Origin of the sequence: uncultured Campylobacter sp., from assembly GCF_937980635.1 — a bacterium.
Lineage (GTDB): Bacteria > Campylobacterota > Campylobacteria > Campylobacterales > Campylobacteraceae > Campylobacter_B.
In genome coordinates this window covers 22,057-34,521 of the sequence record NZ_CALJPG010000021.1, presented here as the reverse complement: position 1 = coordinate 34,521, position 12,465 = coordinate 22,057, and the positions used below count along the sequence as shown (strand labels likewise).

Genomic DNA, 12,465 nt, shown 5'->3' with positions numbered 1-12,465 from the left:
TTATCCTAAAATTCTACGCAAGACCTCTTCGTAGGCCACTTTTACGCTACCAAGATCCTGCCTGAACACGTCCTTATCGAGCTTTTTATCGGTCTGTTTGTCCCAAAAGCGGCAGCTATCTGGACTGATCTCGTCTGCAAGTAGGATATTTCCGTCCTTATCTCTGCCAAGCTCGATTTTGAAATCAACGAGCTTTAAATTTCGCTCGTCGAAAAATTTAACCAAAATTTCATTGATCTTGCGCGCGATCTTTTTGAGCTCGTCAAGCTCGCTTTGGCTCTTTACGGCGCCAAGCAGCAAGCAATGCTCGTCGTTTAGGATCGGATCGCCCAGCTCATCGTCTTTATAGCAAAACTCCACCAGAGCAAACGGGAGCTTTGTGCCCTCTTTGATGCCCAGGCGCTTTGTAAGCGAGCCGGTGGCGATATTGCGAGCGATGATCTCAAGAGGGAAAATCTTACATTTTTTTACGAGCTGCTCGGTCGGGCTAATCGTCTCAACAAGCGCGGTGGCGATGCCGTGCTTTTTAAGCAGATCAAAAATCAGCGTCGAAATTTTACAATTCAGCGCGCCCTTACCGCTCTCTTCGGCCTTCTTGACGCCGTTAAACGCCGTAAGCGAATCTTTAAATTCCGAAATCAAAAGGTCGTCACTTTCGTTAATCGACCACATCTTTTTGCCCTTGCCTTCGTAGATGAGCTCTTTTTTGGTAGCTTGCATCACACTCTCCTTACTTGATGTTTAGAATTTTTATCGCGTCTATTGCGGTTTTTAACTGGATATCGTTATTAATCTGCTCTGCTGTGATGAAATTTTTCTCATCCTTTTTCTGAGCATCTTTTTTCTTAGTCTCGACCTTGGCTAGCTCGCCTTGCAGGTGCTTTTTAAGATCGGCCTCTTTTAGCGAGAATTCATCCTCGTCGCGGCTCGGCACCTTGCCCGGCGCCACTATGAGATCAGGCGTCACGCCCACCGCTTGGATAGTGCGGCCGCTTGATAGATAGTAACGCGCGATGGTTAGTCGCAGCGCCTCCTTATCCTCTATCGGCAGGATCACCTGCACGCTTCCCTTGCCAAAAGTTTTTTCACCAACCAACACGGCGCGCTTTAGATCCTGAAGCGAGCCGCTTACGATCTCGCTCGCGCTCGCGCTACCGCCGTTTACTAGTACTACCAGTGGCAAATCAGTGATCTTCTTTTTAGGATCGGCGCTATGCGCTTCGGTTTCGTTTTTCGCGCGTCCTTTTTGAGAGACGATAAGACCTTTGCCGACGAATAAATTTACAAGCCCGATCGCTTGATCCAAAAGCCCGCCTGGGTTGTTTCGCAGATCCAAAATAATACCCTTGGCGTCTTTGTGCTCTTTTATAAATTTACTCGCATCCGAAACTACGTGCTGATCGAAATTCGTAACGCGCAGATATAAAATTTTATCATCCTCGATCATCTTGGCATAGACCGATTCTACTTTGATTATGTCGCGGATAATCTCGACGTCGAAAGGCTTGCTAACACCTTTGCGCACGATCGTTAGAGTGATTTTGGTTTTCGGCTTACCGCGCATTTTTGAGACCGCATCGTCGATCGTGATGCCGAAAGTCGCGTTGCCGTCGATACGCAAGATCACGTCGTTGGCCTGAATGCCTTTCTTGTCGGCAGGAGTGCCCTCGATAGGCGAGATGACGGTTAGAGCGCCGTCTTTCATACCCACCTGAATTCCAAGCCCGCCGAACTCGCCCTCGGTCTGCACCTTTGTATCGTTAAACGCCTTTTCGTCCATATAGCTTGAGTGCGCGTCGAGGTTATTCATAAGCCCCGAGATCGTCTTATCCACGAGCTCCGAGAAGGTCATCTCATCGACGTAATTGTTTTCGACGATCGCAAGTGTTTTGGTAAGCTTAGCTAGCGCCTCCAGACGCGTTTTTTCGCTGTCTGGCTTTTTGGTCGCATTGACCTCTCTGGCTTGTAAATTTCCGGTAAAAAAACTAACGCCTAAAAATAGAGAAAATATGAATCCCAAGCCGAAGAAGAGGTGTTTTTGTCGCAAAGTTTATCCTTGAAAGTAAAATGGAGTGAATTTTATAGAAAATTGGCTAAAAATAAGGTAAATTTCATACGAAATTTGCGCGTTTACGGATAAATTTAAGCCGAAAATTTTAAAATCTCACTAAAAAACCTTGACATAAAGACACTAAAGTTATATAATGCAATCAACTTCAACTTTAGGAGAAAATTTATGAACGAAACTATAGAAATTTTAACCGATAAAATGCGCTCCGTGCTCGAAAGCAGCGTTTCTTTGGCGATCCATTCCAAAAATAGCGAAGTGGGCGTATTGCACATGCTCTGGGCTTTGGTAGCCGACAGCGGCTCTGTGCTAAATCAAATTTTTAATAAATTTAGCATCGAAAAGACCGCAGTCGAGCTTGAGATCAAAAGCGAAATTTCAAATTTGCCTACGAGCTCAAACGTCACGAAGGAAAATGTGCGAATCTCGCGCGAGCTGATGAACTCGCTAGAGGTCGCAAAAGGGCTGATGACAAGCTCGGGCGATAAATTTATCGCCGTAGATACCTGGCTGATTGCAAATTTAAACGCAGATCCGCTAAAGAAAATTCTGTCTAAATTTGCAGATCTTAGCGAGATCAAAAAGGAGCTAGAGGCGCTTCGCGGCGGTAAAAGCATCGATTCGCAAACCGCCGACGAGACGCTTGAGGCGCTTAGCAAATTCGGCGTCGATCTCACCGCCAAGGCAATCGCGGGCGAACTCGATCCGGTAATCGGCCGCGACGAAGTAATCTCGCGAATGATGCAAATTTTAATCCGCAAGACGAAAAACAACCCTATCCTGCTCGGTGAGCCGGGCGTGGGAAAAACCGCGGTCGTCGAGGGTCTTGCGCAGCTAATCGCCAAAAAAGAGGTACCGCTTAGCCTGCAAAACAAACGCGTCATCGCGCTTGATATGAGTGCGTTGATCGCGGGCGCGAAGTACCGCGGCGAGTTTGAAGATAGGCTCAAAGCCGTCATAAACGAGGTCGTAAAAGCCGCAAACGTCGTGCTTTTCATCGATGAAATTCACACCATCGTAGGCGCGGGCGCAAGCGAAGGCTCTATGGATGCCGCAAACATCCTAAAGCCCGCTCTTGCGCGCGGCGAGCTGCACGCTATCGGTGCTACAACGCTGAAAGAGTACCGAAAGTATTTTGAAAAAGACGCCGCACTTCAGCGCCGCTTCCAGCCCGTAACGGTCGCGGAACCTAGCGTGAGCGAGGCTACGGCGATCCTGCGCGGCATAAAAGAGCGGCTAGAGGTGCATCACAACGTCACCATCACCGATAGCGCGCTTGTGGCGGCTGCAAGGCTAAGCGACCGCTACATCAGCGATAGATTTTTGCCGGATAAGGCGATCGATCTCATTGACGAAGCGGCGGCGGAGCTTAAAATGCAGATCGAAAGCGAGCCCAACGAGCTTGCCAAGGCTAAGCGCGACATCCTAACACTTCAGGTCGAAAAGGAAGCCCTTAAGATGGAGGATGACAGCAAAAACAACGAGCGGCTCGCGCAGATCGACAAAGAGATCGAAAATTTAACCGAGCAGAAAAACGCGCTTCAGGCTAAATTTGAAAACGAAAAGTCCGTATTCGGCGGCATCAGCGAGGCGAAAAAAGCAATCGACAGCCTCAAAAACGAAGCGAGCTTAGCAAGACGCAACGGCGATCTTAGTAAGGCTGCCGAGATCGAATACGGCAAGATCCCCGCCGCGCAGGCGAAAGTTAAGGAACTTGAGGCGAAATGGGACGCGATGAAAGAAAACGGCGTGCTTTTGCGAAACCGCGTGGACGAGGAGAGCGTAGCTGAAATTTTAAGCAAATGGACGGGCATCTCGGTAAGCAAAATGCTCTCCTCCGAAAAGGAGAAATTCCTCCACATCGAAGAGCATCTAAAAGAGAGTGTCGTTGGGCAGGATGAGGCGCTGCATGCTATCGCTCGCGCCGTCAAGCGCAACAAAGCGGGGCTCGTGAATGAAAACCGTCCAATCGGAAGCTTTTTGTTTTTGGGCCCTACCGGCGTCGGCAAGACCGAAAGCGCAAAGAGCCTAGCTAGGTTTTTATTCGACGATGAGCGGGCGATGATCCGCTTTGATATGAGCGAGTATATGGAAAAACACAGCGTCTCGCGCTTGCTTGGTGCGCCTCCTGGATACGTGGGCTACGATGAGGGCGGACAGCTTACCGAAGCTGTGCGCAGAAAGCCCTACTCGGTGCTACTTTTTGATGAGATCGAAAAGGCGCACAAGGACGTTTTTAACATCCTACTTGGAATTTTAGACGACGGGCGCGCGACCGATAACAAGGGCGTTACGGTCGATTTCAAAAACACGATCATCATCCTAACGAGCAATATCGGCTCGGCTAAGATTATGGAGCTTGACGCCAAAAATGCGGACAAGCCGCGCGAAATCGCGCTTGCCGAGCGAGAGGAGGCGGTAAAGAGCGAGCTGAAGAATTATTTCAAGCCCGAATTTATCAACCGCCTGGACGACATCGTGATCTTCAATGCCCTAAGCGAGGACGATCTTATAAAAATCGTGGGCATTATGTTTAAGAGCCTGCAAAAAACGCTCGCAAACCGCGGCATTAACGCGAGCCTAAGCGAAAATGCCAAAAAGCTCATCGCCTCGGCGGGCTTTGATATCGAATACGGCGCGAGGCCTCTGCGCAGGGCACTCTACGACCTAGTGGAGGATAAGATCGCCGATATGATCCTAAGCGACGAGATCAAAACCGGCGATCGGATCGAAATCGGCGCGCACGGCAGCGAAATCGAGATAAAGAGAGTGAAGTAAAATTTGGCGGAATTTATCCTACGGGGTAAATTCCGCGCTTCTGCTAAGTAAATTTGGCGAGGCGAGGTAAATCTCACACCTTAGCTAAGTAAATTTGGTGGGTAATCTATCCCTTGGGAATTGAAACCTATTCATGCTCTCTAGGATGTAAAGTAGAATTCCATCCCGTTGGGAATTGAAACGATATGACAATCAAGGTGTATGCGCGGTTTCTACAAGTAGAATTCCATCCCGTTGGGAATTGAAACAGCTTGGACTAAAGCGCACGGTAAAAGATAACTTTCGTAGAATTCCATCCCGTTGGGAATTGAAACAGGACTAGTCCCCCCATATTGTTCCAGCCATTCTCGAGTAGAATTCCATCCCGTTGGGAATTGAAACGTATTAATGGCGGCGAGAGCTTCGCCGCGGTAACGTAGAATTCCATCCCGTTGGGAATTAAAATGCTCTATTTAAAATTTCATTTTTCCCTCTCACATATTAGCATTCTATAGAATTTATCGAGCCGAATCCTGCCCGATAAAATTTTTACCAAATAAAATTCTGGGCTTTAAATTTTAAAATTTATCGAGTAGAGTTCCGTATCCCAGAGCTTAGAATTTTAAATTTAAGAAGCAGCGACTTCAAGCTACGTGATTCAAAACACGAGGATTTTAGATTATAAAATTTAAGAAAGCAGGCGGGATTAGAATTTTAAAATTTGAAGTCGATGATCGAAATTCCAAACCGCGCAACTTGAAATTTCAAATCTGAAGCGGGGGCAAATTTTAAGATTATTTCAAAATTTGCTCCTTTTAAATTTCTATTCCTCAAACCATATTCATAAAATTTTACGTATTAATTTACGTGAAATTTAGCCGAAAAAAGATGATCTCATAAACTTATCCGCATTAAATTTTATCTCTTCTTTTTAGAATAAAAACTGTCGCAGATGCGATTACTAGCGATGATAAAGCGCTTATAATCATTATGTTAAAATTAAAATTTGAGCGATCAAACAGATGATCCAACCAAGTCAAATCGGCTCCTGTTAGGATTATCACAGCTAGCGAATAAGTATAAAATAGACTTATAAAAAATGCAGATGCGCCGGATATTTTATTTAGCAGAATAAAAGCTTTTATTTTAGAAAATACAAAATAGCAAATGATTAGAGGCAAAATTACCGTCGCGCAAAATAGATACAATATCATAGCGCCAAAAATATCGCTTTCGCTATCGCTTGCCTCTTCGTGCCAAGTTGGTTCAAAAGCTTTTAAAACGATAGAAAACGGATGCGCGATATCGTAACCGCTATACTCCGCCAAAAAACCGCATCTATGCTGGCAAATATAATGCCCAGGCAGTCTATAGTAAAAAAGAGCAAGGCGATCCAGAATAAAATCCTCACCCCTTTTAGCTCAAAACATTTTTTAATGAACTCTTTTATCACCCTAGCCCCTACTTTATAGTTTTTAAGATCAATTCGGCTTTTATATTGCGTTTTATTTCGACGTTTTCAAAACTCTTTGTCGTGATCTCTCATCAAATTTTAGTCTTTTGCTGCGCTAAATTTTAAAATTTACCGAGCTGAATTATGATCGGATAAAAAACTATTTATCCTTTTCTTGCATCTATCAGCGTGACTTTATAATTCTCACCTTGCTTATATAATCCATCAAGCCCGAATACCATAAGTTGCTCTTTTAAAAGTAATAAAATTTCATCTACTGATATTTTTTCGCTACCATTTGGCACTATTGACAATACTTTCCAGACTTTATTATATTGGATGCCTGAAACTTTTTCATCTAATCCATAATCAAGAACGATGTCAAATATATCACCTTTATAATAGAATTTCCACATTACTTTCGATAGATATGCGTGATCTATCTCTGGATCATTAAATAATTGAGTTTTCATAATCCAACAATCCAGTTTTTTATCTATAATCCAGCTCTTTTGACTTGGCAGTGTCTTATATAATGGATTGTACTTATAGTAAATCTCGTTAAGTCCATACTTCTCATCATCCTCTTTTGTGATGATTGCATTCTCAAACGCCATTCTCCACTCCTTAAAATTTAATTCTCGGATTATACTACGATATATTTATATCTGCCTATACGCTAGTATATATGTATTTAAAATTTAAAAGTGCTTTACCATATCGAAATTTCAAGGTCTTTCGCCGCTCTAAATTTTAAAATTTAGAGTCTGCGAAGGACGGGTAAAATTCTAAATTTCAAAGTCTCCACACTGCGCTAAATTTTAAAATTTCAAATAGGCAAAGGCGAGATAAAATTCTATCTCCTCCAAGTTTTATAAAATTTTAAAATTATGCATCAATGCTCCAAGCTAAATTTTAAAATTTCAGGCTCACGGAAGCGGGGTAAATTTCAAAATTTTAAACCCGCAAAGGCTTGCTAAATTTTAAAATTTCGAGCAAGCAAAGCACGAGTAGAATTCTAAAATTTTATAATTTTAAAATTCCGCTTTACTTCGTTTTCTTTGCGCTGTCTTTGATAGTCGTTGCGTTAGCGTCGATGTAGCCCATCTGGACGAGTTTTTCGTAGATTTGTATTATTACGGGACCTGCCGCGCTTCCGCCGCCGCCGCCGTGTTCTACGAGCACGGTTACGGCGTATTGCGGCTTGTCGTACGGCCCGAAGCTCGTCATCCAGGCGTGTGAGCGGTGGAAGTAGTCCATATCGGCCTCTTTCATTCGCTTTTTGGCGGTCTGAGAGATGCCTACGACCTGCGCGGTGCCGGTCTTGACCGCTAGAGGCACTACCGCGGTATGGATGAGCTTGTAGGCGGTGCCTCCGTCGGGGTTGTTGCCGACTTCATACATACCGCGCCTTACGAGCGGCAGCTGGGCCTTTTCTTTCGGCGTGAAAAGCTCGGTGGGGGCAAATTCCACCGGCTTACCGTCGATGCTTTTTAAAAAATGCGGCGTGATAGCCTTGCCCGCGGCGATCTGAGCGGTGTTTTTCGCCACCTGCATAGGGGTGACAAGCACGTCGCCCTGGCCGATCGAGGCATTGACCGTCTCACCCTGATACCACGCGCGCTTAAATTTCTGCATTTTCCAGGCCTTATTAGGCATCGTGCCTACGAACTCATTGGGTAGATCAACGCCCGTTTTGCTACCGAAACCCAGACGCTGCAGATACGCGGACATATAGTCGATCCCCACTAGCAGCGAGCCTTCGTAAAAATACACGTCGCAGCTGCCTTTAATCGCCTCTACTAAGCTCACGCGGCCGTGACCCCAGCTCTTCCAGCAGCGAAATTTACGCCCCCCTAGCTCTATCGCGCCACTGCAAAACACGCTCCAGTTTTCGTTGATCTTGCCGCTGTTTAAAAAGCTCATCCCCACAGCCATCTTAATGACCGAACCGGGCGGATATAGGCCGTTTACGAGCTTATTCGTAAACGGATGACGCGGATCTTTTATCAGCTCGTCCCACTGCGCCTGTGAAATTCCGCCCACGAAGGTGTTTAGATCGTACTCGGGGAAGCTGCCCGCCGCGATGATAGCGCCGTCGCGCAGATCCATCACGATCGCTACGCCGTCTTTATCTTTAAAAATTTCCTCGAGGTATTTTTGCAGCTCAAGATCGATGGTAAGCGAAATTTCACTGCTGCTGGGCTCCTGCATCGAGATCTCCTCTACGACCTGATTTAGCGCCGTAACCTTCGTTTTGCGCTCGCCCTTGCTGCCCTGCAAAAGCTCGTTATAATACCCCTCGACGCCGCTTCTGCCGTTGTATCCGGTAAGCGCGCTTAGGGGGTTGCTTTGGATATCCTTTTTATTGGCGCGGCCGACGTAGCCGATGATGTGCGAAGCAAGCGCGCCGTAAGGGTAGAAGCGCTGTGAAGCGGGCGAAATTTTGATATTTTCGTGCAGGCTTAGGCTTGCAAAATGCTGTATCGTGGCGTTGTAGTCCAAAAACGGCACGACTTCGATAAAGTCTTGATTATAGGCGGAATTCGCGTCCTTGTAGCTCTTGCTCATCGCGGTGACGTTGAGATCTTTGAAGTAGCGCGAGATGTTATTTAGCTCGCTTTGCAGCGCGGCGTCTTTTAGATGCGGCGCGATCGATAGCGAAAAGCCGAGATTATTTATCGCGAGCGGGCGGCCTTTGGCGTCTAAAATTTGACCGCGCACCGGCGGGATGTATTCGGTAGAGATGACGTTGTTTTTAGCGACCTGCTCGTAGAATTCATTCGATTTGATCGAAAGATAATAGATTCTCACCAAAAGCATAGTAAAAAATAGTATCACGAAAGCAAATACAAACTTCAGCCTCATACCAGCCGCCCCTTAAAAAAGAGCAAAGCGAGCAAAATTTCGATCACGATATAATTTAAATACTCGCCGCTTAGAGGCAGATACTCGCTCTTTTTGATTGCCGAGATCGCGTTGCTCACCACAAAGACCAAAACATAGCTGATCATCACGTAAAAGCAGATCAAAAAATTTCTAAATTTAATATATTTAAATGAGTTTTCATAGACTACGAAATAAAATATACAATACGCGATAGCCACGCTAAATAGGTTAAATCCGTGGATCTGCTCGGCGCAAAACAGATAAAAAATAGAGAAAAACCAGGTAAAGCCGAACTTTTTAAATTTCACGTCGTTTTCATATTTTTGCACCACCATCGCCGTGAAAAAAAATCCGATCAGCGGCGGCAGCCCCCTATACACCGCACTTAGAAGCAGGTAGAAAAGAACTCCCGCGCTAAAAAGCGTGTCCGCTATAAGGTATAGATAAGTGCGATTTCGTTGCATATCGGAAACTTTTTGCATTTAATACAATCGGCCCAAATTTTTTGCGCGGGCAGCTCATCCTTTGGGATTTCGGTAAACCCCAGCCGCTCGAAAAATTCCCTTTGATAGGTGAGCGTAAATACGCTTTTTAGCCCGTAAAATTTCGCCTCGTCTAGCAGCTCATTTACGATAGCTCTGGCAATGCCCCGCCTGCGAAACTGCGGAGCGACGATGAGCGAGCGCACCTCGGCAAGATCTGCGTTAAAAATTTTAAGCGAAGCAAAGCCCGCTAAAATTTCGGCTTCTTTTAAGCACTGCGATTCGTGGGGCTGAGAACGTTCGGTCTGAGAAACGCTCGCTTCTTGCGAATATTCGCTCCGCAAAATTTGCTCTTTGCCGGCTTGCGCGCGGCTCGCTCCGGATACGGCTTGCGCTGCGCTATTTTGAGACGTAGCTCGTTGCGACGCAAAATTGCCCGCGGCATTTTCGGTGGAATTTTCAGAAGTAATTTCGGCAAAATTTGCGGCGGAGCTTTGGATTAAATTTAAATCGGAATTGCGCGCTAAATTTAAATCCGAATTGCGTGCTAAATTTAAATCGGAATTTTCTTTAGAATCGAAACTCAAATTTTCCTTGCAATCAAAACTCATATCCGCCTTAAAATCGCAGCTAAACGCCAGCACGTATGAGCGGATATTGGCAGCTATCTCATCGCTTTCAAGAGGCAAGATTACGCCATTTTGCACCTCCTCTTTTACGAGCTCCTGCATACGCGAAATGTCGCAAAGGCGCGCTTTTTTTAGCCGTATCATCTAAAATTTTCCCTAATCTTCGCGCAATTTTCGCGGTGCATTTTATATCCGCTAAATTTAATTATTTTGAAATTCTGCGCCGTAAAATTTTGCGTATTTAAATTTAGAAATTTCATAATCCAAACGCCCCGCGCACGATTATTTCGCGAGCCTTCGCAAGCCCGCTACCCTTTAGCGTAGAGACCAAAATAGCCTGCGGATCGTGCCTCAAAAGCTTTGCGCGCTCGCTTTGGTTAAGCTTGTCGGCTTTGGTGTAGAGCCTCACGACCTTTTGATCGCCGCGCAGAAAACTAGCGAGATAGTTTTGCAAATTTTTATCTATCGCAAGATCAAACTGCCTCGCGTCGATGAGATGGACGAAAAGCTTGATATTTAGGCGCTCTTTGATAAATTCGTCGAGATTTTTTTGCCAGATATAATGCAGTTTTTTGCAAACCTTGGCATATCCGAACCCCGGCAGATCCACGAAGATCAAAGAGATATTTTCACCCAAGCTAGCAAGATCCGAAAAAGCGGGATTGCCCGCTAAATTTAGCGCGGATCTACCTGTAAAATTTAATTCGGAGTTTTGCGCGGAATTCGGCGCGAAACCCGCCGCAAGATCTGTCTCGCGATCCGATCTAAAATCCGCCGAGGCGCTTTTTAAATTTAAAACGAAATCCTGCTTCAAATTTTGCTCAGACGCCGCAGCGTCCGCGTGATCTTGCGCGCAATTCGCAGCCGAGCTTAAAGCCTCTTTGCTTGCTAAATCTAGCGATGTTTCATTTTGCGAGCCGTCCGCGCTTGCGGCAAGCTTTTGTTTAAATTTAACTTCAAAGAAATTTATCAGCTGCGTTTTGCCCGGCGTCGAGCTTGATTTGGCTAGATTTTTGCGCCCGGTAAGCGCGTTTATCAGGCTGCTTTTGCCGACGTTGGAACGCCCCAAAAACGCCACTTCGCTCATCGCAAACTCGGGCGCACCCGCGATATTTGCGGCGGAGGTGATAAACTGCGCGCTGCTAGGATAGATCATTTGTTTTGATCTTCGACCTGAAAGATCAGACGCACGGGCTTTTTCTCGCCGCCGCCGCTTTTTACTTCGTAGGTGCCCTTTTGGCGATTTACGATGATCTTATCGCCGTAAACCTCCTTTTTGGTCTCGGCTTCGTGCAGATAGGCGTTGTTTTCAAGCGTGTAAGCTTCGATGGTCGGATCGTAGGTCAGCACGCCGCCCTTGCCGTCGTAATGCTTCTGATTGAGTAAAATTTTAAAATTTGCATTTCCCGTCGCGACATATTTGGTAGGTTGGCGCTTGGCGTCGAAGTAGATCGTCACTTTATCGGAATTTAGCGTATCGTAAGCGCCCTTTTTGATGCGAACGTTGCCTGTTAGGACGCTGATCTGCTTGATCTCATCGGCGAAAAAATTATCCGCCGTGACCTCGACCTGCTCCTGCGCGGCGCTGAGAGCTGACGCGCTAAAGCCCGTAATTAGCGCGGCTGCGAGTATTAGTTTGTGGAGTTTTGATCTTTTATTAAATACCATGCGTGGATTCCTTTTGAGTTTGTTTGTTTAGTTTTGGTGTCATAGCTGATGCTTGTGCCCGTGATGCGGTCGCCGCCTTGGCGCAGCACGTACGGCACGTCGGAGCAGACGATCTTACTGCTCGTATCGTAGATGATCTCCTGCGCCGTGTAATCAAAGCCGTCCGTGTTGATATAATGCGCGTCGCCGTTAAATTTTATCAGCTCGCCTGCGCGCGTCGCAGTCTTTGAAACCAGAGTGTGATTCAGATCCGCGCTAATCTCCTCGGCTTTAAAATTTACAAACTCGTCGCGATCCTTGTAGCGAGTACCGCTATCCGCGGTAAATTTAGCATCCACGCGCTCGCCGATCTGATAATCGACGATCTTTTTCATCTCCATATTCGCAATGCTTAGATCCTGCCTAAACATATCGCTAAAATACGGCGTCTGCACGCTTAGAAACACCATCGCGACGCAAAAGATCGCAATCGCGACGTAAAAAATTTTTATCACCATCGCTCAGTCCTCTTTGATCTGC

Annotated in this window: 9 protein-coding genes, 1 pseudogene and 1 CRISPR repeat array; of the genes and pseudogenes, 1 reads left to right on the top strand and 9 read right to left on the bottom strand. The window is 46.0% G+C overall.

Features of this window, described 5'->3' with window-relative positions:
• Together purC and Q0460_RS04975 are read right to left on the bottom strand one after the other, a co-directional pair.
• Nucleotides 1–720, bottom strand: a complete 720-nt coding sequence (purC, locus tag Q0460_RS04980; protein WP_299085557.1) for a phosphoribosylaminoimidazolesuccinocarboxamide synthase — start codon at nt 718–720, stop codon at nt 1–3.
• A 10-nt stretch (nt 721–730) separates the two neighbouring features.
• Nucleotides 731–2,020, bottom strand: a complete 1,290-nt coding sequence (locus tag Q0460_RS04975) for a S41 family peptidase (protein WP_367178668.1) — start codon at nt 2,018–2,020, stop codon at nt 731–733.
• A 216-nt stretch (nt 2,021–2,236) separates the two neighbouring features.
• On the opposite strand from Q0460_RS04975, the gene Q0460_RS04970 reads away from it, so the two are divergent.
• Nucleotides 2,237–4,846, top strand: coding sequence for an AAA family ATPase (locus Q0460_RS04970; protein ID WP_299085555.1), 2,610 nt, complete (start codon nt 2,237–2,239; stop codon nt 4,844–4,846).
• A 97-nt stretch (nt 4,847–4,943) separates the two neighbouring features.
• Nucleotides 4,944–5,291: direct repeats of the CRISPR family, unit length 30 nt; unit sequence GTAGAATTCCATCCCGTTGGGAATTGAAAC.
• A gap of 1,151 nt (nt 5,292–6,442) precedes the next feature.
• Here the strand turns inward: Q0460_RS04970 and Q0460_RS04965 are convergent.
• The 7 genes and pseudogenes from Q0460_RS04965 to lptC all read right to left on the bottom strand — a co-directional run bounded on the left by Q0460_RS04965 (nt 6,443) and on the right by lptC (nt 12,443).
• Nucleotides 6,443–6,895 (bottom strand): hypothetical protein, encoded by a 453-nt coding sequence (locus Q0460_RS04965; protein ID WP_299085553.1) that lies wholly within the window; start codon nt 6,893–6,895, stop codon nt 6,443–6,445.
• A gap of 430 nt (nt 6,896–7,325) precedes the next feature.
• Nucleotides 7,326–9,146 (bottom strand): penicillin-binding protein 2, encoded by a 1,821-nt coding sequence (gene mrdA, locus Q0460_RS04960; protein WP_299085551.1) that lies wholly within the window; start codon nt 9,144–9,146, stop codon nt 7,326–7,328.
• Nucleotides 9,143–9,631, bottom strand: coding sequence for a hypothetical protein (locus tag Q0460_RS04955; protein ID WP_297880117.1), 489 nt, complete (start codon nt 9,629–9,631; stop codon nt 9,143–9,145). The genes mrdA and Q0460_RS04955 overlap by 4 nt, the downstream gene beginning before the upstream one ends.
• Nucleotides 9,598–10,422 carry a GNAT family N-acetyltransferase gene (locus Q0460_RS04950; RefSeq protein WP_367178657.1) on the bottom strand — a complete coding sequence of 275 codons (825 nt, stop codon included), beginning with the start codon at nt 10,420–10,422 and terminating at the stop codon, nt 9,598–9,600. Before Q0460_RS04950 ends, Q0460_RS04955 begins: the two co-directional genes overlap by 34 nt.
• 796 nt (nt 10,423–11,218) lie before the next feature.
• Nucleotides 11,219–11,434 (bottom strand): annotated as a pseudogene (locus Q0460_RS10625) (GTPase); the annotation flags it as partial.
• Nucleotides 11,431–11,946, bottom strand: a complete 516-nt coding sequence (gene lptA / locus Q0460_RS04935; protein WP_299085546.1) for a lipopolysaccharide transport periplasmic protein LptA — start codon at nt 11,944–11,946, stop codon at nt 11,431–11,433. The gene lptA and the pseudogene Q0460_RS10625, both read right to left, overlap by 4 nt.
• Nucleotides 11,910–12,443, bottom strand: a complete 534-nt coding sequence (lptC, locus tag Q0460_RS04930) for an LPS export ABC transporter periplasmic protein LptC (RefSeq protein ID WP_299085544.1) — start codon at nt 12,441–12,443, stop codon at nt 11,910–11,912. The genes lptA and lptC overlap by 37 nt, the downstream gene beginning before the upstream one ends.
• Nucleotides 12,444–12,465 lie beyond the last annotated feature (22 nt).